Source organism: Paenibacillus dendritiformis (assembly GCF_945605565.1).
Classification (GTDB): Bacteria; Bacillota; Bacilli; order Paenibacillales; family Paenibacillaceae; genus Paenibacillus_B; species Paenibacillus_B dendritiformis_A.
Window position 1 is genome coordinate 494,628 of sequence record NZ_OX216966.1, and the last position, 21,890, is coordinate 516,517.

At 56.2% G+C, this 21,890-nt stretch carries 21 protein-coding genes; 12 read left to right on the forward strand and 9 right to left on the reverse strand.

Annotation, left to right across the window (positions count from 1 at the left end):
- Positions 1-102 precede the first annotated feature (102 nt).
- Complete coding sequence (locus NNL35_RS02045; protein ID WP_006678341.1) at positions 103-873, forward strand: ANT(4')-I family aminoglycoside nucleotidyltransferase; 771 nt, start codon at positions 103-105, stop codon at positions 871-873.
- 76 nt (positions 874-949) lie between these two features.
- Here the strand turns inward: NNL35_RS02045 and NNL35_RS02050 are convergent, their stop codons facing one another.
- Positions 950-2,404 carry an FAD-dependent oxidoreductase gene (locus tag NNL35_RS02050; protein WP_006678342.1) on the reverse strand — a complete coding sequence of 485 codons (1,455 nt, stop codon included), beginning with the start codon at positions 2,402-2,404 and terminating at the stop codon, positions 950-952.
- Positions 2,405-2,600: 196 nt separating this feature from the next.
- Between NNL35_RS02050 and NNL35_RS02055 the strand changes: the two genes are divergently transcribed.
- Complete coding sequence (locus tag NNL35_RS02055) at positions 2,601-3,461, forward strand: YwqG family protein (protein ID WP_006678343.1); 861 nt, start codon at positions 2,601-2,603, stop codon at positions 3,459-3,461.
- A gap of 147 nt (positions 3,462-3,608) precedes the next feature.
- Here NNL35_RS02055 and NNL35_RS02060 read toward each other — a convergent pair whose 3' ends face one another.
- Positions 3,609-4,322: a Crp/Fnr family transcriptional regulator gene (locus tag NNL35_RS02060; RefSeq protein ID WP_040732648.1), complete on the reverse strand. Its 714-nt coding sequence runs from the start codon at positions 4,320-4,322 to the stop codon at positions 3,609-3,611.
- Between the two features lie 121 nt (positions 4,323-4,443).
- On the opposite strand from NNL35_RS02060, the gene NNL35_RS02065 reads away from it, so the two are divergent.
- The gene (locus tag NNL35_RS02065; protein WP_006678346.1) at positions 4,444-4,785 is read left to right on the forward strand and encodes a DoxX family protein; all 342 of its coding nucleotides are present in this window, start codon (positions 4,444-4,446) and stop codon (positions 4,783-4,785) included.
- Positions 4,786-4,837: 52 nt separating this feature from the next.
- On the opposite strand, the gene NNL35_RS02070 is transcribed toward NNL35_RS02065, so the two are convergent.
- Positions 4,838-5,416 carry a GNAT family N-acetyltransferase gene (locus NNL35_RS02070; protein ID WP_006678347.1) on the reverse strand — a complete coding sequence of 193 codons (579 nt, stop codon included), beginning with the start codon at positions 5,414-5,416 and terminating at the stop codon, positions 4,838-4,840.
- Between the two features lie 155 nt (positions 5,417-5,571).
- Positions 5,572-6,507: a phosphotransferase family protein gene (locus NNL35_RS02075; RefSeq protein ID WP_006678348.1), complete on the reverse strand. Its 936-nt coding sequence runs from the start codon at positions 6,505-6,507 to the stop codon at positions 5,572-5,574.
- 197 nt (positions 6,508-6,704) lie between these two features.
- Between NNL35_RS02075 and yedE the strand changes: the two genes are divergently transcribed.
- Together yedE and yedF are read left to right on the forward strand one after the other, a co-directional pair.
- Positions 6,705-7,904, forward strand: coding sequence for a selenium metabolism membrane protein YedE/FdhT (yedE, locus tag NNL35_RS02080; RefSeq protein ID WP_006678349.1), 1,200 nt, complete (start codon positions 6,705-6,707; stop codon positions 7,902-7,904).
- Between the two features lie 3 nt (positions 7,905-7,907).
- Positions 7,908-8,135 (forward strand): sulfurtransferase-like selenium metabolism protein YedF, encoded by a 228-nt coding sequence (yedF, locus tag NNL35_RS02085; RefSeq protein WP_006678350.1) that lies wholly within the window; start codon positions 7,908-7,910, stop codon positions 8,133-8,135.
- A gap of 99 nt (positions 8,136-8,234) precedes the next feature.
- Here the strand turns inward: yedF and NNL35_RS02090 are convergent, their stop codons facing one another.
- Positions 8,235-9,443 (reverse strand): MFS transporter, encoded by a 1,209-nt coding sequence (locus NNL35_RS02090; RefSeq protein WP_420798537.1) that lies wholly within the window; start codon positions 9,441-9,443, stop codon positions 8,235-8,237.
- A 273-nt stretch (positions 9,444-9,716) separates the two neighbouring features.
- Between NNL35_RS02090 and NNL35_RS02095 the strand changes: the two genes are divergently transcribed.
- From NNL35_RS02095 to NNL35_RS02105, 3 genes are all read left to right on the forward strand, one after another.
- Positions 9,717-10,145, forward strand: coding sequence for a MarR family winged helix-turn-helix transcriptional regulator (locus NNL35_RS02095; protein ID WP_006678352.1), 429 nt, complete (start codon positions 9,717-9,719; stop codon positions 10,143-10,145).
- Positions 10,146-10,216: 71 nt separating this feature from the next.
- On the forward strand, positions 10,217-11,461 hold the full coding sequence (locus NNL35_RS02100) for an MFS transporter (RefSeq protein ID WP_006678353.1): 1,245 nt from the start codon (positions 10,217-10,219) through the stop codon (positions 11,459-11,461).
- Positions 11,462-11,607: 146 nt separating this feature from the next.
- A complete protein-coding gene (locus tag NNL35_RS02105; protein WP_254552888.1) occupies positions 11,608-11,898 on the forward strand; it encodes a hypothetical protein in 291 nt (96 codons plus the stop codon).
- A gap of 223 nt (positions 11,899-12,121) precedes the next feature.
- Here the strand turns inward: NNL35_RS02105 and NNL35_RS02110 are convergent, their stop codons facing one another.
- The gene (locus tag NNL35_RS02110) at positions 12,122-13,354 is read right to left on the reverse strand and encodes an IS110 family RNA-guided transposase (RefSeq protein ID WP_254552890.1); all 1,233 of its coding nucleotides are present in this window, start codon (positions 13,352-13,354) and stop codon (positions 12,122-12,124) included.
- Positions 13,355-14,000: 646 nt separating this feature from the next.
- The gene (locus NNL35_RS02115) at positions 14,001-15,050 is read right to left on the reverse strand and encodes an NAD(P)/FAD-dependent oxidoreductase (protein ID WP_006676953.1); all 1,050 of its coding nucleotides are present in this window, start codon (positions 15,048-15,050) and stop codon (positions 14,001-14,003) included.
- A gap of 190 nt (positions 15,051-15,240) precedes the next feature.
- Between NNL35_RS02115 and NNL35_RS02120 the strand changes: the two genes are divergently transcribed.
- The 4 genes from NNL35_RS02120 (at position 15,241) to NNL35_RS02135 (ending at position 19,080) form a co-directional block, all read left to right on the forward strand.
- On the forward strand, positions 15,241-16,029 hold the full coding sequence (locus NNL35_RS02120; RefSeq protein ID WP_006676952.1) for an ABC transporter ATP-binding protein: 789 nt from the start codon (positions 15,241-15,243) through the stop codon (positions 16,027-16,029).
- 18 nt (positions 16,030-16,047) lie between these two features.
- Positions 16,048-16,983 carry an iron-hydroxamate ABC transporter substrate-binding protein gene (locus NNL35_RS02125; protein WP_006676951.1) on the forward strand — a complete coding sequence of 312 codons (936 nt, stop codon included), beginning with the start codon at positions 16,048-16,050 and terminating at the stop codon, positions 16,981-16,983.
- Positions 16,984-17,065: 82 nt separating this feature from the next.
- The gene (locus NNL35_RS02130) at positions 17,066-18,076 is read left to right on the forward strand and encodes a FecCD family ABC transporter permease (protein WP_006676950.1); all 1,011 of its coding nucleotides are present in this window, start codon (positions 17,066-17,068) and stop codon (positions 18,074-18,076) included.
- On the forward strand, positions 18,073-19,080 hold the full coding sequence (locus tag NNL35_RS02135; RefSeq protein ID WP_006676949.1) for a FecCD family ABC transporter permease: 1,008 nt from the start codon (positions 18,073-18,075) through the stop codon (positions 19,078-19,080). Before NNL35_RS02130 ends, NNL35_RS02135 begins: the two co-directional genes overlap by 4 nt.
- A gap of 64 nt (positions 19,081-19,144) precedes the next feature.
- Here NNL35_RS02135 and NNL35_RS02140 read toward each other — a convergent pair whose 3' ends face one another.
- Both NNL35_RS02140 and NNL35_RS02145 read right to left on the reverse strand, forming a co-directional pair.
- Complete coding sequence (locus NNL35_RS02140; protein WP_006676948.1) at positions 19,145-19,885, reverse strand: NAD-dependent deacylase; 741 nt, start codon at positions 19,883-19,885, stop codon at positions 19,145-19,147.
- A 33-nt stretch (positions 19,886-19,918) separates the two neighbouring features.
- Positions 19,919-21,721, reverse strand: coding sequence for an RCC1 domain-containing protein (locus tag NNL35_RS02145; RefSeq protein WP_006676947.1), 1,803 nt, complete (start codon positions 21,719-21,721; stop codon positions 19,919-19,921).
- Between the last annotated feature and the right edge of the window lie 169 nt (positions 21,722-21,890).

A 21,890-nucleotide genomic window follows, 5' to 3' on the forward strand; every position in this document is an offset into this window, starting at 1 on the left:
ATCGACATGCCGAAGCTCAAAGTGCCCCGTTAATCCCGAGGCCCGCCGTCCAACTTGTTCAGACTCGCCTTGACCGCCAATAACACAAAGGGAGATGGAGCTATGAACAAGCTCGGACCTGTGCCGATATCGAAGCAAGCGCGAATGGAGACATGCCGCAAGATTGCGGCCCGGCTGCATGAGAAATACGGAAAGCGAATTAAAGCGATTGGTGTATACGGATCGATTGCCCGCGGCATGGACGGCCCGTATTCCGACATCGAAATGTTCTGCGTGCTGCGGAAATCGAGTGAAGCCGCAGACCACTGCTATGAATGGTCTGCGGGGCCATGGAAGGCCGAGGTAGACGTGCTATCCGAGAATCTTTTGCTGCACCAGGCGACAGAGATCGAAGGCCGATGGCCGCTTACGCATGGCCCGTTCTTCACGGCGCTGGCCTTGCATGATCCGGAAGAGTTCTTCCCGAAGCTGAAGGCCGCGGCCGAATCCCCGCCTGCGTCGGAATTCCGCCGGGCTATCTGCGAGGTGCTGGTCGGCGAAATGTATGAGTTCGCGGGCAAGCTTCGCAACGCGAGCCTGCAAGGTCCCGCTTCCTGCCTGCCTTACCTGGCTATGCAGTTCGCCCACTACGGCGCGATGATACTGGGCCTGCATCATCGGACCTTGTTCACGACCGGGGCCCGCGTGCTGCCGGAAGCGCTGGCGCTGCCCGATCGCCCGCAAGGCTATGATGAGCTGGCAGGGTTGGTCATGTCCGGGGAGCTGTCCGACCCGGAGCGGATCGTCACAGCCTGCGAAGCGTACTGGCAAGGACTCACCGCCTGGGCGGCCAAGCATCATTACACGATTGTGTCGCCGCCGATTCCATTTTAAAAGAAGAGAGACCCGCGTTCCGCTGCGGGTCTCTCTGTCTGTCCGGCTCCCTCGGGTTTCCCCCGCTTCTTACCGGTTAACGGTTCAACACAATGCCGTAATTCCGTTCCAGATACTTATGGATCCGTTGAAAGTCGGCTTGCGTCAATTGCTTCAGGCGCTTATGCTTCAGCTCTTTCCCCAAAATAATGCCGATCGTCTCCGCGGCCAGCGCGGTGTTCGGCATAATCCGGGCCGTGCCGTACGCTTTAATCGTCGCCCCGACATTTTTCCCGACGACAAGCACATTCTCATAGTTCTTCAATTCGAAGGAGCGCAGCGGCATACCGTACCGGTTCGGCTTGCCGAAGCCGATTCCTTTTGGAATCGCCCGCACCGCCTGCAGATCGACCGAGTAGCCGCCGATGCTGACATTATCCCAGAACATTTTGCCTGACATCACGTCCGGGTAGTCCAAAATATAGTCGGTCTCGAACCGGTTGTAATCCCGAATATATAAATAATCGGGAAACCCGTCCAATTCGGCGTTTTTATATCCGGGAATATGCTTTTGCAAAAATTTCAGAATATCAGGCGCCTCGGCCTTCCCCTTCTCGACGGCGGATCGGACCGATTCCGGATTCGCCGGATCGACGTTGAAGATAAGCAGCGCGTTCATTATCACTTGACCATTCCGCTGATAGGTGGAATTGATGCCGCGAAAAACGAGCTGATCATCCTTCGGCTTGTATTGGAAGGTCAGATTGCTGAAGCCCGTCGCCGTGTTCCAGTCGACGTATGTATTCGGACCATACTTCTTCTGCAGATTGGTCAACGGATAGTCGAGCAGCACCTGCTCGTGCAATTCATTCCAATCCACATTTTTGAACCTCAGCATGAGGGTAGCGGCCATATGATCCGGCTTCTTGCCCTTATAGACGCTCTCCATGCCGGGAATCCGCTTCACTTCCAGCTTGCTCGTCAAGGCGTTGAAATCGGTATTTTCCACGAAATATTCCGCTTCCGCCTTATACTGCTTGCCCTCCTTCGTCCGATACGTAAGCGATTGGAGCGCCTTCTCCTTCCCCCGGGGAACGACCTCTACCGCTTCGATGCGGATGCTGCTTTGGATTGGAATATTTTTGATGACCGATTGGAAGTAGCGGTTGAACTCTTCTTCCTTGCGAATGGTGCCTGCGTTATAGCCATTGAATAACCTCCGGATCTCGCCCTGCACGAGGCTTCGCTTCTGATTGTCATTCGGTTGGTCCAGCACGAGCATCTGTCCTTGAATCAGCTCGCCTCCCGGCTTGCTGCGCGGATCGAGGATCATCACCTTCAGCCCGAGATCGCGGGCGGCCTTCGCCAGGAGCACCCCCTGAATCTCGCTGCCGATGACGACCACGTCGTAACGGTCGCAGCCGGGTCCGCAGGAAGACTTCGCTCGGGCGGCAGCGACTCCCGCAGGAAGGACGGATGCGGCGACGAGGACGGCAACGAACAACAACATCATGCACCGGATGAAGGTGGTACGGTTCTGTGACTGTTTCATTCTCGTGTACAATACTCCTTCTACTAAAATTTTCATAGTTCTATAACAACATATCTTTCCGTGGTAAAGGTTACAAACAAGTTGTCACTTGCCGGTGAGGTCAAGGCTTGACTTCCCGCTTCGCCCGGTGAAATCGTAATAATAACTCTAGGAGAGGCGGTATCCATATGACTCACCCAATGACAGAGCTTACCGATTGGCAGAGGAGCAAATCAAGGAATACGAACTGGAGCCTGCGGCCCGGCACTTGATGGCGGTCTGCAGGCAGGGAATCCGCCTCGACATTGGCGAGCCGGATGACGGAGCGTCCCGAGGCCGCTCCCGCGTGGGCGGCACCCCCGATCTCCCGCCGCAAGCCGAATGGCCGCGGACAGCGGATGGGGAGCCGATGACCTTCCTGGCGCAGCTCAACCTGGAGCAGCTCGCCGCCTGCGATTCGCTGAAGCGGCTGCCTGCGCAAGGCATGCTCTATTTCTTCGTCGGCATCGACGAGCCCGCGTACGATATCGAGCACCGGGTCATCTATGCGGCATCCGCGGACGGCCTGGAACGGCGGGCGCCCGGCGGATCTACCGCGCTCGACCAGGAATTCGACTCCTTCGATGCACTTGTCCGCCCAACGCTGGAGTTCCCCAACTATGCATATGTTGACGAAGATATGGTGTCCTTCGATGACGATTCATATGAACGGTATCTTGATTTCGCCCTGGAGATGTCCTCGGCGGGAGAAGCTTGGGAGAATTGGGGCTCGATGTTCGGCTTCGCGGAAGGCCAGCATGGGGATGATGAGTTCGAGGCCGCTTGCGCGCTGATTCTGCGCCAGAAGTACGGGTATAATCCCGGTCAGACGATGGAAGCTCTGGCTGCGCACTACGGAGGGGACGCCGAGCGGGCCCGGCACGAGGTGGACGATATCGTCATGCTGCTGGAGATCGACAGCTCGGATGCCGTCGGATTCCAATGGTGGGATTGCGGAGTCCTGCATTTCTTCATTCGCGGGGAAGACTTGCGGAACGCCCGCTTCGACCGCACCTATTGTTCACTGTATTCGAGCTGAGTGTCCGGTACCCCTGGTCTATCGTCTGCTTATAAATTTCTTCAAAGGCATGAAGATTGCCCGCCAGCACTACATACACGGAAATCGTTCGGTAGACTGTGACGGCCGGATAACGCGATGCCGCACCCAGCGTACCGGCGCATGCGCTCATCCCGCAGCCAGCGCGGCCTTCAGCCGATCCGCATGAATCCACAGCCGCTTGCGCGGGCCTTCCTTGCGCACGATCCCTTCAGCCGCCAGTTCATTCATCATGGCCGTGACCGTCTCGCGGATGGACCCCGTCATGCTGGCCAGTTCCTGATGCGTCAGCTCGACCTCCAGCTGCACCCAGGACGGGTCGGCGCCTTCCTCCCGAACCGGGATATCGCGCTTGAATTTCTCCGACAGCTTATGGAGCAGAAAAAGCAGCCGCTGCCGCACGCTTCCATAGGCCATCCGCTCCAGCAGTTCCTCCACTTCCTTCAGGCGGGCGGAAATGATCTCGATGAACCGGAGAGCCAGCTCCGGCCGCTCCGTCATGACCTGCCGGAACTGGACATGATCAATCGAGCAGATGACCGCGTCCTCTATCGTCACCGCATACGTATGCGGATCGCCGGCCGCAAAAGAAGCAATCTCGCCGAACAGATTCCCCGTACCCAGCAGATCGATCGTCAGCTCCTTGCCCTCCACGGTGATGTGGTAAAGGCGGACAACGCCCGATTTGACCAGATACAGGGCCCTCCGCTCTTCATGCGGAGTCATAATCAGCGTGCCTTTTTTGACGATATGGACCGGGGTTACCGACTCGATTCGCTTCAATTCTTCGCTGTCGAGCCCGTCGAACAAATTGATTCTCGATAAATACTTTGCTTTGTCCAAGAGACTCCCTCCAATATTTTCGACCGCTGTAGGCTGGACTACATCCGGCATCCGCGAGCTCCTCTATACTGAATGCACGAGCAATTGCTCGCCATACCATTCACAATGGAGTGTGAGACGTGTGACGATTGTCGTTATCATCATGCAATGCATTCTCATCGCCATGTTCACGGTGTCGGTCCTGCTCAAGTTCGGGCGTGCGCCCTCGATGGTCCGGCATTGGCATGAATACCGGTATCCGATCTGGTTCATGGATGTGACCGCCACGCTGGAGGCAGCGGGCATCGCCGGCATGATTGCCGCATTCTGGCTGCCCGCGGCGTTAAAATACGCCGCAGCCTTGCTCGTCATCCTGATGCTGGGAGCCGTCCATGCGCATCTGTTCCGGGCCAAGCATCCGCTGCGCATGGCCATCAATGCCGCAGCGATGCTCCTGCTCTCGCTTATGCTGCTTGCCATCTAGCGCTGCAGGAACAGCAAGCCCCGGATCGATTCCATCCGGGGCTATGATCCGCTTATGGCTTCGCTGCAGGAGCCGCATCCTGCATCCGCTCATACTCGCTCTTCAGCAGGCCGTAGATCAGTTCATCATGGTGCCGGCCCTGAGCGAAAATCATATGCCGGACCCGCCCCTCCAGCTTGAATCCCAACCGTTCATGGAGCCGGGCCGAGGCTTCATTGAACGAATACACCTGCGCTGTCGCTTTCTCATAGCGCAGCTCCTCGAAAAAGTAGCGAAGCAAAGTCCGCACCGCATCCGAAGCGTAGCCTCGGCCCCAATACTCCCGGAAGATGGCGACTCCGTACTTGAACGTTCCGTTCCGCGGATCGCAGCTCTGGGAGATGATTGTTCCAACCAACTTCCCGTCAAGCGTCTCGATCGCCAGCCTCATGTTGTCGCCGTCGGGACGTCTGCCCGCCTCCTTTTCCGTCCATTCCCGGGTTCCTTCCTCGGAACGCGGCATATAGATCGCGTCGCACAGCCGGGCCGCTTCGGAGTCCTGATCGTTGCGATGGAAGCATGCCCAATCGCCGGGAACAATGGCGCGCAGCCGCACGAATCGGCCTTCCCATATATTATGCGGGGATGTCATCGAAAACCCTCCTCATCGAATATCTGAAAGCCCTGATCGATTTACTTCCTGTGCTGCCGACGGCAGCGGCCTTGAGCGGGGAAATCTTTCTCCTCCTGCCGCACCCGCAGCTCCGGCCCTTCCCGTTCGTTGCCTTCATGTGTGCGATCCCGGGATTACACGCGCTCCAGCAGGCTGCCTGCATACTGATCGAGGCGCTCCCGCATCAGCCGATCCGACAGCCCCTCCACCCCGAGATCGGTCCAGCCCCGATAGACGGATGGCGGTTCGAAGAGGATATCCATCAGCGAGACGAGATCCCAATACGGGTCATAGCGGAACGCGGATCCGGCTTGCCTGATGTACGCGGACAAAAATGCATCAGCCGCCTGCACGCCATGCAGCATCGCGAGATTGAGGCGGCAATGGCCGACATCGATGCCGGCCGGCCCCAGGCAGCCGTTCACCCAATCGACGACGCCGCTGACCGCATTGCCCAGCCACAGCACATTCGCCGGATGATAATCCCGGTGGATGAAGCGCGACGCGGCATCAGGGCGCGGACCGCCCGCGATGCGTATCGCCTCGTCCCACCGTTCGGGAATGGCCGACCACTCCTGCCTCGGGATTGCACCAATATCGATGTATGTATCGTAAGTCCAAGGGAAGCCATCCGGCTCGACGGCATGAATCCGCGCCAGCGCTTCCGCCAGGCCGTTCACCCAGCCGGCCATATCGCACGGCTCCAGCACAACCGCCCCTTCCAGGCGGGTCATCAGCACGGCCGGCAGGCCGCATTCCCGGCCCGTCTCGTCGTATGCCAGCATACGCGGCGTCGGCAAGCTGCCGATACGGGCGGCTTGACGGAGGCATTCCGCTTCGTGGCGAGCCAGATCCGGCTCATCCTCCAGCCATTCCACATTGTCGAACAGGCGCACGACGACATCGATTTCTCCTTCTTGAGCAGGGGAGCGAAGCGTTACTTGATGGAGCAGCGACGAGATGCCGCCCTGCAGGCGCCGCATCGACTGCACGGCAGCTTGGGGATGGACGGCTTGCGCTATCCAGGCCAGCACGCGGTCCGGCAGGGCCTGTTCGGCGGTTCGGTTCATCGGTTCCCATCCTTTCCTAAGAGATTACGAATTATTTTACCATGTCTATTGAATCATTGGGATCGGTTACATGAATTCACTCCGGTTGAAGGCCCCCCATGGATTGACAATGGTAGTACAATAAAGAATGGCATCATGATTAATCTATTTCATAGACCGTAGATAGGAGATTTTATAAGATTGAAGGGATAGTGCAGATGAAATCCAAGCTAGACAAAGTGTTCAACCAGTATTGGAGCCCTTATGCCGCCATGGGCATTGCCGGCATCCTCAGCGCGGTGTACTTCGGGATCACCGGAACCGTATGGGCGGTCACCGGCGAATTCACCCGTCTGGGCGGCCACATCTTGGAGATGTTCGGCGTCGATATTTCCGATTGGGCTTATTTTAATCTGATTCATATGGACGGAACGACATGGAGCCGGACGGACGGCTGGATCGTATGGGGCATGTTCATCGGGGCCCTGATGATGATTTTGTTCAGCAACAGTTTCAAAATACGCGCTCCGCGGCAGAAGCGCCGCTTCGTCCAGGGGCTGATCGGCGGCATCATCGCAGGCGCGGGGGCACGGCTGGCGCTGGGCTGCAACCTGGCCGCCTTCTTCACCGGCGTTCCCCAGTTCTCGCTCCATTCCTGGATCTTCATCGTGGCGACGGCGGCGGGGACGTATCTCGGCACGAAGGTCGTCAACACAACCTGGTGGAAGGGCAAGCCCGTCCTGCAGCGCGGCGGCACGGCGGCGCGTCCTGCGAAGGCCCGCAAGATTCAGCCGTATGTCGGCGGCCTGATTGCGCTGCTGTACGCGGGACTGATCGTCTATTTCTTCCTCTCCGGCCGCACGATGCTGGGCGTGGCCGCGATATTCGGCGCCGCCTTCGGCATTCTGATCGAGAGAGGGCAGATCTGCTTCACATCGGCCTTCCGCGATCTGTGGATTAGCGGCCGCGCGACGATGACGAAGGCGATCACGGCCGGGATGGCGGTCAGCTCCGTGGCGACGCTCATCATCATTCTCGTGTACGGCATGGAGCCGATCACGAAGATTGCCGCGCCGAGCACCTTCGTCGGCGGCGTCCTGTTCGGCCTCGGCATCGTCATGGCCGGCGGCTGCGAGACCGGCATGATGTACCGTCTCATGGAAGGACAGGTCGTCTTCCTGCCGGTATTTGTCGGCAACATTATCGGGGCGACCGGACTGGCCTATGCGTGGGATCATCTCGGCGTATACAACCTGCTCGTGAAGAGCGGTTCGCCGATCAATCTGATCGGCATCATGGGGCCTGCCGGCGCACTCATCGCGACGCTGCTTCTGCTGGGCATCGGCTTCATCATCGCCGTGTATTGGCAGAAAAACTACCGCTTCGGCGTCGGATTCAATTACAAGAAAGGAGCTTGACTTATGACTGTCGATTTCACATTGGATCTGCGAGGAGAACCATGCCCGTATCCGGTGATTTACACGCTGGAGACGCTGCAAGGGATGAAGAAAGGCCAATTGCTGCAAGTGATCGCCGACTGTCCGGCCGCCTTCCGCAACGTGCCGGAGGAGGTCGTCAAGCACGGCTATACGATGGCGCAGGAGCCTGAGCGGAACGGTCAAGAGTTCACGTTCTATATTACCGCTTAATTGGAATCGGGAGAGCCCGGCTTGCAGAGATTGCAGCCGGGCCGATGACAGGAAGGGCGCACCGCTGACGGTGCGCCCTTCTCATTTCCTATGAGGCCATCAATGCGAGATAGCGGAATCGATGCCGGCCAGATGCTTCCGTCTGGCGGCTAGGAACAGCACGCCGAGCAGCACCATGACGGCCCCGAACACGAACGGCACCATCGGGTTGAACCATTCGGCGAGCTTCCCGGCGAGCCAAGGGGAGATGGCGCCCCCCATGAACCGGACGAAGCTGTAGGCAGCGGAGGCGACCGAACGTTCGACCGGCGCCGATTCCATGACGGCCGTCGTAATGAGCGTGTTATTAATCCCAAGGAAAATACCGGACACGACAACGCAGGCAATGACCACAGAGGGCGTCTCCACCCCGATCCCCATAATGAACAGGATGACAGCGAACAGCGTCAGTACGGTTATAATCGAAGCGACCGAGCCGAACCGCCCATGCAGCCGGGGCGCGACAAATACCGAAGTGAACGCCAGCAGCAAGCCCCATCCGAAGAAGACGTAGCCGAGGCCGCGCTCATTCAGCTCCATGACATATGGCGAGTAGGCCATCAGCGTAAAAAAGCCAAAATTGTACAGGAAGGCCACGACGCCCAGCGTCAGCAGGCCGGGATAGCCCAACGCCTTGAACGGAGCCGACAGCTTGCTCGGCACCTTCGGCCGGGCCACATTAGGCATAATCAAGAGCAGGAATAAAAAGGCGACGCCCATCAGCACGCTGACGCCGAAGAAGGGCCCGCGCCACGATATCGATCCGAGCTCGCCGCCCAGCAGCGGCCCGACGGCAATCCCGAGTCCAAGCGCGGCTTCGTAGAATATAATCGCTCGGGCCGTCCCGGACGTCGATAAGCCGACGATAGCGGACAAGGCCGTGGCGAGGAAGAGCGAGTTCCCCAGGCCCCAGCCTCCGCGCAACCAGACGATCGAGTTAATCGTATGGGACATGCCCGCGAGCGCGGAGAAAATAATGATAAGAAAGACACCGGTAATCAAGGTCCACTTCGTTCCCAAGCGGCTGGACACGAACCCGGTAATCAGCATCGCAATCCCGGTCACCAGATTATAGCTGGTGAACAGGAGCGACACCTGGCTGGGCGTCGCCTCCATTTTGGCCGCAATGGCGGGCAGAATCGGATCGACGAGCCCGATCCCCATAAATGAAATCACACAGGCAAATGCAACGACCCATACGGACAGCGGCTGGCTGAACGTGCCGGATCGCTTTTTCAACTCCTCATATTGTGTCCCCGAAGACATCAACTCTCCAACCTCCATCCTCATGTTGAGCGAACCAGACGGTCCATCATGCGCTCCCTGCCTGAGCGGGTGGCACAAAAAAGTCCGTCCTCTGCGAGCGTTTGGATGACGGACAATCTAGTTGTATGATACAACTATAATCTACTTGTATTATACAACTTCTTTGCATCTTGTCAATATGCCGTTCGGTACACTGTGATGAATGAAGTTGAAATTGGTTGTATGCATCAAGTAAAGTAACAGGTAGAAGCTTGCATGCGAAAGGGTGAGAAACCGATGGAAGAGAAGCAGCTGGCCGAAATCTACTTTGAGCTCTCCACACTCGTTCGCCACGCCACTTCCTCAGGTATTGATAAAAAACTGAAAATATTGGAACGCTCCGCCTATCTGCTCCTGCATGAGCTGTCTACCCGCGGCCCGCTCGGCGTTAAGGCGCTGGCCGATCATTTCCGGCTCGATATCTCCACGATCAGCCGTCAGACCGCGGGACTGGAAGCCAAGGGATATATCCGTCGCCTGCCTGATCCGGCGGATGGCCGCTCCAGTTTTTTCGAGATTACGGAATCGGGCATGCATGAATTTGAACGCACGAAGCGTATCCGGGTGGAACGGCTTACTCGTTTTTTGCAGGAATGGTCTCCGGAGGAGTGTCATACGCTGCACCAATTGCTCGTGAAGCTGAACCATTCGCTGCAGGATGGGTGACAAGTCCGGCATTGACGCCGGCTTGAGCGTCGGTTCTGCCTCATTTCCCGGAGAAGGAGGTGCCTGCATCCGTGACAACGGCCAACAACAAGCAGCCTGTCATCATTATTTCGCTGATTACGGCAGTATGTCTGCTCGGGGATTCGATGCTCTATGTCGTGCTGCCGATCCGATGGCAGGAGTTCGGGCTGTCCTCCTTGTGGGAGGTCGGCATTCTGCTGTCGGTCAATCGGCTGGTGCGGCTTCCGCTCAACCCGCTGATTGGCTGGCTCTACCGCAAGATGTCCAAGCGGGCGGGCATCCTGCTTGCCGTATTGCTTGCCTCCGTGACGACCGCATCGTACGGATTGGCGGGCAGCTTCTGGCTCTTATTTCTGATGCGCTCGGTATGGGGGCTGGCTTGGAGCTTTCTGCGGCTGGGGGGCTATTTCACGATTATTGAGCTGTCGGACAAAACGAACCGGGGACAATTCATGGGCACATTCAACGGGTTGATTGGCCTCGGCAGTCTGGTCGGCATGCTGGCCGGCTCGTTCGCCGTCGAATGGTTCGGGATCCGGAATGTCGCGCTTGCCTTCGGACTGGCTGCCTTGCTGGCCGTGCCGTTCGTACTGAAGCATGTTGCGCCGAGCAAGACGGCGTTGAATGACAGCGCTTCCTCTGCGGACGGAACACCAGCCGTCAAGCCTTGGCAGGAGCCGCTTGTCGTCTGGACGCTGATCGCCGGCCTGCTCTCCGCGATGGTGTTCCAGGGCATGTTCAATTCAACGTTAAGCCGGCTCATTCAAGTGCATGAATCGACATATGTGAGTCTATGGACGTTCACGATCGGCGCCGCCTCACTGGCCGGCATCCTGCAAGCGCTGCGCTGGGGATTGCAGCCTTGGCTGTCGCCCTGGATTGGGCGCAAATACGATGCCGCCCCAGACCAGGGCCGCATGTTCGTCGTCGTGCTGGCGGGCGTCGCCTGCTTGCTCGTCATCGTGCCGTTCCAGATGCCGTTCGCCCTCTGGATCGTGCTGCTCCTGGGGCTGCAGCTCGGCATCACCGCGGTCAGTACAATCGTCGACGCTATGGCCTCCAATGCGTCCACGCACGCATCGAAGCTGGCCGTCATGACCAGCTATACGGTGGCGACCGACCTCGGCGCCTCGCTGGGCCCGTCCATTGCTTATACGCTGGACGACATCGTCGGCACCTCCGCTATCTACTGGTGCGCCGCCGCCGTCCTGCTTCTTCTGGCCGGCAGATGGCTGCTGCCGTTCCGGGAGCCTGCTCAGCCGGGCCAGGCCGCGGCGCTGCAAGAGCACCGGTAGCGGCGCAGGATGCCCGGCCTGCCGTATATCGATGTCCGCACGACACAAAAAGGGAGTGTCTCACAGGCACTGCAAAATGATTGAGATGGCGAGTTAACTCGAGAATGTCGATACGGGAAAAACGGCGGCGCGCAAATCGGTGGAAGATGGATGAAGAAGTGAAATGCTGCGTGGATGCAATCAATTTCTGCTCTTTAAGCCACTGTTTGATGAAATTCCTGCAAAAGTCAGGCTGTTGGAAAACCCCTGTTTTTTTCGGAGGGGTGATTACCAAATCGAAACTTGGCATTCAGAGCGTCATCGCCTTCTGGAGACATCATAATCTCCTGGGGTTTTCACGTGTGGAGGGAATTGCTGCTATTTTACAGGAATTTCGGCTCAATGAGTCCACATTTCGAGGAATTGCTGCACAGCTACATCATTTTAGGCCCTTTTGAGCTAAGTTGAAGAAAAACGGGTGAAATTGCTGCAGTTTTACAGGATTCCCATTCTGGTGAAGTCGTCCCTACAGAATTGCTGTATTTTATACGAAAATAAAAACGTTGAAGTAAGCACGACAGCCCTTTCAAAATGTATGAATAGAACTTTTTCGGGCCATTATTACTCTAAGAAAGCAAAAAAAGACTCACCCCCCGAAAATGATCACATCATTTTCAAAATTTAGCTTGTTTCGTTTTCAGTTAGTTGAAGTGCAAAGCCCAGCTCTTGGAGTTTCTTTACGTAAAAATTAGCTGTTCTTTGTTTAGACATGCGTACCTGCATGTCTATTTCTTTGTATGGCGTTCCTTCTTTCATCATGGCATAAATGATCTTAATTAAGAGATGTCCGGTTGCTACGCTTGCTGTTTTTTCGCCTCGTCGTTTCCGTATCCGTCTAAAGTGCTCACCTATTCGATTCCTTGACCTGTAATTTGCCCATGCCGCTTGCGTTATGCTACGTTTCAGATACTTGTTCCCTTGCAGGCATTTCCGGCTTTTCTTGCGCCCCGCGCTCTCATTATTACCTGGAGACACCCCTGCCCATGAGGTGAATTGCTCGACCGTGGGAAAACGCGTGGCGATATCCGGCCCCATTTCTGCAAATATAGCGGAAGCGCAAGACTTGTCAATTCCGGGAATGCTGTCTAAACACTCAATCTCTTTTCGATAAGGCTCAAGCTGTTCGTCGATTAATGATTCAATTTCTTGCAGTTCTGCTTCCTCGAACAGCAGGTGCTTCCAGTGTGCACGCATCATAACACGATGATGTCGCCGTAGCTGACCATTCAGAGCTTCAACTAACTGAGGCACTTTTGTTTTTAGCTTGGTTTTGACAAGTTCGCGTACGTCATCTTCTACGAGCACTTCTCCGTCCATGAGCTTTTCCAGAAGCAGACGCCCGGATACGCCGAACAAATCGCTCATAAAACTCGTAAGCTTGATGTTTCCGTCTTGAAGAATTTTATGGATACGATTCTTCTCAGAAGCAATGGTCACCACGATTCTCAGACGATACCTCGTTAGATCTCGTAAATCCCGCAAATGCTGCGGCAACACCACGCTTGGTTGAATGAGACCACAACGATGAAGTTGTGCAATCCACTCCGCATCTTTCTTGTCTGTCTTACGCCCTGGTGTATTCTTGATTTGTTTAGCGTTTGCCAACACTAAATAGCAGCTAGACTCTAAAATATTCCATACCGGTTTCCACAGCACACCTGTGCTCTCCATGGCTACTTCTTTACACTCATGTGCGTTAAGCCAATCTTGAAGTCGGAGTAGTTCGGTAGTTGTTGTTCCAAAGCTTTCGATGACTTTCTTGGGCTTGGATTCTAAATCCCCGTAAAGGATACAGGCAACTACTGTTTTTTGATGGACATCTAATCCGCAACAGCATTCGCGTACGGCATCCATGCTTGCACCTGCTTTCATGTGTACTAACAAATCATGCGACCTGAATAAGGAAATTTTATACACGCACTTGGGTGTGCATTGGGCGGTTCTCGCGATCGCAATTGGACGGTTTGTGCAACAGGGTCGTACCCCAATAATACAGTCGTCCTTGGATTTGTTAGTCTCATGATTACCATCTACAGTAACTTTAAAAGTTTACATCTACCTATTTTCATTCTGGGGGGTGACGTCGTAGACGTCATGGGGGTTTGTGCAGGATTTTGCCTACTGAATCAACGTGTCTTGAGAAACCGTGCAGTTTTGAGGACTTCGCCTATCGGATAGACATTTCATTGTGCAGTTTTCAGGCACTCGATCAGATAAAATTTTTCTACTGAGAAACAAGTCCTGATGAAGTGCCCAAAAATCCTCTGGACTTTCTCAACAGCCTGAAAAGTACATGATGTTCATCGATTTTTGTCTTTTATCGATTGGATAGTCAGAAATTGATGCCGTTATGCAGGATTCCCTGTAACGGAGTACACGTCATATAGGAAAGGTGCATTTTTGCAGTTTTCGGCGAGTCGAGCTTTGAGAATCAGGGGGGCTGTCTCACTGTAGTGAAACTACTTTTGAGACACCCCCTTTTCACATTCCCGTATGGGTCTTAGTTGATCATCTGCTTCACCAGCTCGCGATTGCGCTGCTTGAACAAGTCGTTGTGCGAAGAGACCATCCCGTAGCTGTTCGCATCCGGCTGAATAAACTGCTTCGCCTTGTTCACCGCGTTGGCCGCATCCTGGAAGGCGCCCGCGATCAGATGCAGCTTCCCTTCATGGTGCAAAATATCGCCTGCCGCATACAAGCCGGGAATGGAGGACTCGCTGTTCGCATTGCCTTTGACATAGAAATTGTCCACCATCTCAATGTTCAGTTCGCTATTACCGAGCAGGGAACTGTCCCGCTCATAGCCATGATTGATGATCACTTCATCGATGGCCAGGCTCGTCGTCTCGCCGGTGGCTTGGTTGGTCAGCTCCACGCGCTCGATCACTTCATGATTGGCGCTGGCAATCAGCTTCGTAATCGTCGTGTTGAAATAGCATTCCACGGAGCTGTTCTTCAGTTGGGTCACCTGCGCTTCATGGCCCGACAGCTCTTCCTTGCGGTAGGTCAGGTACACCTTCTTCGCGATAGGCTCCAATTCATTGGCCCAATCGATCGCCGCATTCCCGCCGCCTGAGATGATGACCGTCTTCTCCTTGAAATGCCGCAGCGACTTGACCGTATAGTTCAGATTCGATACCTCGAACCGTTCGGCGCCTTCGATCTCCAGCTTCTGCGGAGTGAGGATCCCGCCGCCGATCGCGGCGATGACCGTCTTGGAATAATGCTTCCTGCCTGAAGCCGCATCAAGCACGAACACGCCGTCTTCATTTTTGGAAATGGAGACGATTTTCTCATTCAGCACCACTTCCGGATCGAAGGTTAAGCCCTGCTTCACCATCTGCTCAATTAATTGCGCCCCGGGAACCGGCGTTACCCCGCCGACATCCCAGATCATTTTCTCCGGGTAGACATGGACCTTGCCGCCCAGACGGGGCTGGTACTCGATCAGCTTCGTCTTCATCTCCCGCAGGCCGCTATAGAAAGCCGAGAACAGCCCTGCCGGGCCTCCGCCAATTATCGTCACATCAAAGCATTCGTGCTGCGTCAATCCGCTCACTCCCGCATCGTATTCTAATTGTAATTGATTATCATTATCAATTAGTATACATATCTTGCCTGCCCAATACAAGCGGAAAACTATTGACAGTTGAAAAGGTGGCAAACTATAGTAAGATCATATTCGATACTGATAATCATTATCAATAATCATTCTAATTCTACTCTATGGAGGTTACATCATGGCTCGCCTTTATACCGAAGCCTTAAATATTGGCTATGGTGAACGTCTCATCGTGAAAAATCTGAGCGTCACGATTCCCGACAAAAAAATTACTACCATTATCGGCTCGAACGGCTGCGGGAAATCGACCTTGCTGAAAGCGATCACCCGCATCATTTCCCATCAATCGGGATCCGTCATTCTGGACGGCAAAAATATCGCAAGCGAAAATACGAAGCTGCTGGCGAAGAAGATGGCGATACTCCCCCAATCCCCGGAAAGCGCAAGCGGATTGACGGTCGGAGAGCTGGTCTCCTATGGCCGCTTCCCGTATCAAAAAGGGTTCGGGCGCCTGACCAAAAAGGATCTCGACGTCATCGACTGGGCGCTGGAGGTCACGGGCACGAAGGAGTTCAAGCACCGCACGGTCGACGCGCTATCCGGCGGCCAGCGGCAACGTGTCTGGATTGCGATGGCCCTGGCACAAGAGACGGATATCATTTTCCTTGATGAGCCGACTACCTATCTCGATATGGCGCACCAGCTGGAAGTGCTGGAGCTGCTGCAAAAATTGAACCACGAGCAAGAGCGCACCATCGTTATGGTGCTTCATGACTTGAACCAGGCGGCCCGCTTCGCCGACTATATGATTGCGATGAAGGACGGCCACATCATCAAGGCCGGAGACTGCGAAGAGGTTATGCACCACGACGTGCTGAAGCAAGTGTTCCATATCGATGCCGAGATCGGCCGCGATCCGCGAACAGACAAGCCGATGTGTGTTACTTATAACCTGGCCACCGTGTAGATGAAGGAGAGAGTTACGATGAAAAAAGCAATTATCCCGTTTATTCTACTCTGCCTGCTGCTGGCTACCGCCTGCGGCAACGGATCAAATAATAACGGCAGCCCCGGCTCCACGGAAGCTCAACCGGAGGCAAGCGGCTCAAGCACGATCACGTATCAATCGGAGAACGGCCCCGTCGAGGTGCCGGCTCATCCGGAACGCGTGGTCGTCTTGTCCACCTTCGCGGGCAATGTTATGGCCCTGGACGTCAATCTCGTCGGCGTGGACTCCTGGTCGAAAATGAATCCTCGCTTCGAAGAGAAATTGAAGGATGTCCAGGAAGTATCCGATGAAAATCTGGAGAAAATCATCGAGCTGCAGCCCGATCTCATCATCGGCCTGTCCACGATCAAAAATGTCGATAAGTTGAAGCAAATTGCTCCTACGGTCACCTTCACGTATGGCAAAGTCGATTATTTGACCCAGCATATCGAGATCGGCAAGCTGCTGAACAAGGAGAAGGAAGCGCAGGACTGGGTGGACGACTTCAAGAAGCGGACGCAGCAAGCGGGCGAAGAGATTCAGGCGAAGTTCGGCAAGGATGCCACCGTCTCCGTCCTGGAGAAGTTCGACAAGCAGCTGTACGTCTTCGGCGATAACTGGGGGCGCGGCACCGAGATCCTGTATCAGGCGATGCATCTGAATATGCCGGACAAGGTCAAGGAAATGGCGCTCAAGGACGGTTATTATGCCGTGTCGCTGGAAGTGATGTCCGAATTTGCGGGCGACTATGTCATTCTAAGCAAGAACAGCGATGCCGATAATTCATTCCAGAACACGGATACGTATAAAAATATTCCTGCGGTGAAGAACAACCGGCTGTTCGAGGTCAATGCGAAGGAATTCTACTTCAACGACCCGTTGACGCTTGATTTCCAATTGGACTTCTTCCGCAAGAGCTTCCTTGGACAATAATGCGGAGAAAAGGGTTCTGCTCCATGAATCTATTTCCGTGTACCCATTGCCGTGAATCTATTACAGAAAAGATGAGAGATCGATGATGAAGGAAACAAAACGTTCCCTCCCCTTTACGTATACATGGCTGGCCGGATTGCTGTTCTTCGCCGCAATGTTCCTCGTCGCGATGCGGTTCGGCGCAGCCGACACGACACTGAAGGATGTCTGGCTGGCCTTGACGTCCCGTGCCACGGATGAGCATATTGCGCTGATCCAGGAGATCCGGCTGCCGCGGGAGATCGCGGCGGTGGCCGTCGGAGCGGCCCTGGCCGTGGCCGGCGCTATCATGCAGGGCATGACGAGGAATCCGCTGGCCGATCCCGGTCTGCTCGGGCTGACGGCTGGCGCCAATGCCGCTCTGGCCATCGCCATCGCGCTGTTCCCTGGGGCCGGATACTTGACGATGGCGGCAGCTTGCTTCCTCGGCGCGGCGGCAGGAGCCGGGTTGGTGTTCGGGATCGCGGCCCTGCGCAGAGGCGGCTTCTCCCCCCTCCGGATGGTGCTGGCCGGTGCGGCTGTCTCCGCGCTGCTGTACGCGATCGCCGAAGGCGTAGCTCTTTATTTTAAAATATCAAAGGATGTGTCGATGTGGACCGCCGGCGGCTTGATTGGCATGTCCTGGGTACAGCTGCAAGCGGTGGGGCCGTTCATTGCCCTCGGCATTGTCATTGCCCTGCTGCTGGCCAGACAGCTTACCATTCTTAGCTTGAATGAGGAGGTGGCGGTCGGACTGGGGCAGAAGACGAACCGCATCAAGGCGCTCCTGTTCGTCGTCATCGTATTGCTAGCCGGAGCCTCCGTCGCTCTGGTCGGCAATCTGACCTTCATCGGCTTGATGATCCCTCATATCGTCCGGGCCGTCGTCGGGACCGATTACCGTTATGTGCTGCCGATGTCGGCCATGATGGGCGCATCCTTCATGCTGCTCGCCGATACGTTGGGACGAACCATCCATGCGCCGTATGAGACGCCGGTCGCAGCGATTGTCGCCATCATCGGCCTGCCGTTCTTCCTGTTCATCGTGCATAAGGGAGGGAAGGCATTCTCATGATCGAACCTGCTCTGCGCCTTAGACAGCGCCTTATCGTCACGAGCCTGCTGGCTCTTATCGTCATCACGATCGTTATCGGCATGGGAATGGGCTATGCTTCCCTGTCCTACGACAGATTGATCCCGACGATTCTCGGGCAAGGCAGCTTCAAGGAGGAGTTTGTCTTATTCTCCGTTCGTCTGCCGCGCATTCTCATCACGCTGCTGGCCGGAATGGGTCTGGCGCTGTCTGGCGCGATACTGCAAGGCATCACCCGCAATGATCTGGCTGATCCCGGCATTGTCGGCATCAACTCGGGAGCCGGCGTAGGTGTGGCCGTGTTCTTTTTATTCTTTCCGGTGAATGCCGGATCGTTCGTTTACATGCTCCCGCTGGTCGCGTTCGCGGCCGCGCTGCTTACCGCGTGCTGTATCTATCTGTTCTCTTACAAGAGACAGCAAGGCTTGCAGCCGATTCGGCTCGTCCTGACCGGCGTCGGCTTCTCCATGGCGCTGTCCGGGGTCATGATCGTCCTGATCTCCTCGGCGGAACGCGCCAAGGTCGACTTTATCGCCAAATGGCTCGCGGGGAACATCTGGGGAACGGACTGGCCGTTCATCGGGGCGCTTCTCCCCTGGCTGCTCGTCCTGATCCCGTTCACGCTGTACAAGGCGAACCGCCTGAATGTGCTTGCGCTTAGCGAGCCTGTCGCCATCGGGCTCGGGATGCCGCTGAACAAGGAACGGCTCGTCCTGCTGTTCGCCGCGGTCGCGCTGGCCGCTTCGGCGGTCTCCGTCACCGGCGGCATCGCCTTCATCGGCCTGATGGCGCCGCATATCGCCAAAGCGATGGTCGGCCCGCGGCATCAGCTCTTCCTCCCCGTCGCCATTCTGATGGGCGGCTGGCTGCTCCTGCTTGCCGACACGATCGGCCGCCAGCTGGCGGATCCCGACGGCATCGCGGCGGGCATTATGGTCGCCTTCATCGGTGCGCCGTACTTCATCTATTTGCTGCTGAAGAAGTAAATGCCGACCCCAAAAATCCCTTGAGTTCGGATGCTCAAGGGATTTTGTGTGTGCAATCGCGCGCTTACTCGTGCGGAAGCCGCGCAAGCTGCGCATCCGTCCAGCGCAGCACCTCGCCAATCGAATGGCGGATAATCAGATCGGCTATTCCATCCGCAGGGGTCGGCTCCCGGTTCACAATGACCAGCCGGGCGCCGCGCTCCTTGGCCAGCCTCGGGAATTGATTGGCTGGACTGACCTGCAGCGAGGAGCCGAGGACGAGAAGCAGCTCCACGCCGTCCAGCATCGCATCGGCCTGGGCAAGCTCCCGCTCCGGCAGCCATTCCCCGAACAGCACGATATTCGGGCGCACCCGCCCGCCGCAGCCGTTCTTGACGCAGCGGGTCAGCCGCTTCGGCTCCACATAATCGGTGCAGGGATACTGCGCATGGCAAGTCATGCACCGGAGGGTGCCCAGGTCGCCGTGCAGCTTCGCGATGGCCGACGTCCCGGCCTGCTCGTGATAGTTCTCCACGTTCTGCGTGATGACGCCGTGGATCACGCCTCTTCGCTCCCAATCGGCCAATATCCGATGCCCGGGATTCGGCCCATGCTTCAGCATCTCCCCGATGCGCCACCGGTAGAACCGGGCGAATTCGTCATGGTGCTCCTCCATCGCGTCCAGGCTGGCCAATGCCGCCGGGTCCCGATCGTTCCACATCCCTCTGTCCGCAGACCGGAAATCCTGCAGTCCGCTCTCGGTCGACATGCCCGCTCCCGAAAATACGACCGTCGACGCCGATTCGTTCAGCCATTTTGCAAGCATAAGAAGCCTCCTTCCGCATACAGAAGTACGGAGTTATCGTCCATTCAAATAAGGTTCGAGCGGAACCAGTTCCCCGTTGCTCCGAATTCCGATATCGCCGGACACTTGAACCAGATGGATATCCTTGCCGATGCGCTGCAGCTCAGCGCCGGTAGAACAATGAAACGCAACGGCCGAACCATCCTTCAACAGCACCCACAGTTCGCCTCCATTCCCCAGATGGATCGATGTTACCTCCTGCTCCCGATCCCGGAAGTCATTGATTGTTACGATATTACGGGAATCATCCCATACCGTAATCGAACCGTCCACATGCAATGCGGCCGAGAACGAACCGCCGGCATTCGCTATCGCAACGGATGCGGGAATCCCCTCTGGAAACTTGTGCGCGGCATATCCCCAGGCTACAACGGTCCCGTCTCGCTTCAGGGCCAGATTCGGCGCTCCGGCGGCAATGGCGGCGACATCGGTCAGCCCTGCCGCTCCGGTGATATCATTGAATTTGTCGCTCCCCCACGTGGCGACCGTACCGTCCTTCCGCAAGGCAAGAGAATATTGATAGCCGGCAGCCACCACCATAACATCGTTCAGGCCGACGGGCACATTAGCTTCTCCTTGCTCATTACTGCCCCAGGAGACCACCGTGCCGTCCCGCTTCAGAGCCAAGGCATGCTTGTTCGAGGAGAGCGATATCGCCGCAATATCGGTCGCTGCGGCCGGACTCTTGCCCGATTCCGACGCCCGGTACCGTGACCACGTCGATACCGTGCCGTCCTGATGAACCACGGCATACTCCGCGTAATTGGAGGAGAGCGAGACAATCCCGGTCGCGGAATGATCCGGAAGCTGCACCTGCCGCGGAACATCCAACTGCATGACCGATCCGTCCATGGTCATGCCGAGCAGCCCGTCTTCGCCCTGAACCGAGATCGCCATTAGCTTCGGCAGACCTGCGATTGGGGAAATCGTTTGTTCTCTCCATACCGCCAATGAACCGTCGGCCCGCAGCAAATAAATCTCGCTGAAGCCCGCAGACAGGCCTACGATGTCCCGATAGGGCGCTTCATGGATCTTCCCCTTCGGAAATCCGTTGCCCCACGCTACCGCCGTGCCGTCCTTCCGAAGCGCGGCGGACACGCTGCTTCCTGCCGCGACCGCCGCTACGTTGTTCAGTCCTGGCGGCACCTTGGCCATTCCTTCATAATTCTTCCCCCATGCCGCAACCGTTCCGTCCTTTTTCAAGGCAAGCACATGATACGGTCCCGAAGACACATCCGCTACATTCTTCAAGCCGGCCGGAATGGAGAGCTTTCCGTTTCCTCCGTCATTGATATGGTGGTAGTAGCTTACCTTGCCGTTCCGGTGGACGATGAACAAGGTCCCCAGATTGGCCGATATCGACACCGCATCCTTTATTTTGGACAAGTCTGTGCCGCTGTGCGAGGAATGGAGACCCGAACCCGAACCCCATTGCGCGATCGTGCCATCTTTTTTGAGTGCGAACGCCGCGTTACGCGATGAAGTAACGGCCACGACATCGCGCAGCTTCTTCGGAACCGACGGTTCGCCCTTGAGCCGTTGGCCCCATGTCTTTACCGAACCGTCGCTATTCACCGCCATATAATGTGCATTGGCCGCAGCCAGCTTTTTTTGGTTGTGCAGCGCTTGCTGAATCGTGATTGTCTTCGCTCCCGCCTGCACTGGCGACGGATGGCCGTAAGGAAATGCCGCCAGCATGACGACCGCCGCAATGAGAACCGCCTTCACCATGACATCGATTCGCTTCCCCGCTTTTTTTACAGGCCGATGTCCGGATTCCTTCCGATATATGCCCATTTTCCATCCCCTTCCATGTGGAAAATCTATGTATGACGTAGTACCATGGACCCTCGCGATCCGTACTTTTTTACTATACAACACCCTTCAACTCATTGGAATCCAATCCATACGATGGAAATCAAAAAAACGGAGCCGCATCCACGGCTCCGCCTTCTTCAAACTGAAA

Coding starts and splice junctions, on each gene's coding strand:
- NNL35_RS02045 (WP_006678341.1), top strand. CDS start 103: ATGAACAAGCTCGGACCTGTGCCGATATCGAAGCAAGCGCGAATGGAG.
- NNL35_RS02050 (WP_006678342.1), bottom strand. CDS start 2,404: ATGAAACAGTCACAGAACCGTACCACCTTCATCCGGTGCATGATGTTG.
- NNL35_RS02070 (WP_006678347.1), bottom strand. CDS start 5,416: ATGACATCCCCGCATAATATATGGGAAGGCCGATTCGTGCGGCTGCGC.
- NNL35_RS02075 (WP_006678348.1), bottom strand. CDS start 6,507: ATGAACCGAACCGCCGAACAGGCCCTGCCGGACCGCGTGCTGGCCTGG.
- yedE (WP_006678349.1), top strand. CDS start 6,705: ATGAAATCCAAGCTAGACAAAGTGTTCAACCAGTATTGGAGCCCTTAT.
- yedF (WP_006678350.1), top strand. CDS start 7,908: ATGACTGTCGATTTCACATTGGATCTGCGAGGAGAACCATGCCCGTAT.
- NNL35_RS02095 (WP_006678352.1), top strand. CDS start 9,717: ATGGAAGAGAAGCAGCTGGCCGAAATCTACTTTGAGCTCTCCACACTC.
- NNL35_RS02105 (WP_254552888.1), top strand. CDS start 11,608: ATGGATGAAGAAGTGAAATGCTGCGTGGATGCAATCAATTTCTGCTCT.
- NNL35_RS02110 (WP_254552890.1), bottom strand. CDS start 13,354: ATGGATGCCGTACGCGAATGCTGTTGCGGATTAGATGTCCATCAAAAA.
- NNL35_RS02120 (WP_006676952.1), top strand. CDS start 15,241: ATGGCTCGCCTTTATACCGAAGCCTTAAATATTGGCTATGGTGAACGT.
- NNL35_RS02125 (WP_006676951.1), top strand. CDS start 16,048: ATGAAAAAAGCAATTATCCCGTTTATTCTACTCTGCCTGCTGCTGGCT.
- NNL35_RS02130 (WP_006676950.1), top strand. CDS start 17,066: ATGATGAAGGAAACAAAACGTTCCCTCCCCTTTACGTATACATGGCTG.
- NNL35_RS02135 (WP_006676949.1), top strand. CDS start 18,073: ATGATCGAACCTGCTCTGCGCCTTAGACAGCGCCTTATCGTCACGAGC.
- NNL35_RS02140 (WP_006676948.1), bottom strand. CDS start 19,885: ATGCTTGCAAAATGGCTGAACGAATCGGCGTCGACGGTCGTATTTTCG.
- NNL35_RS02145 (WP_006676947.1), bottom strand. CDS start 21,721: ATGGGCATATATCGGAAGGAATCCGGACATCGGCCTGTAAAAAAAGCG.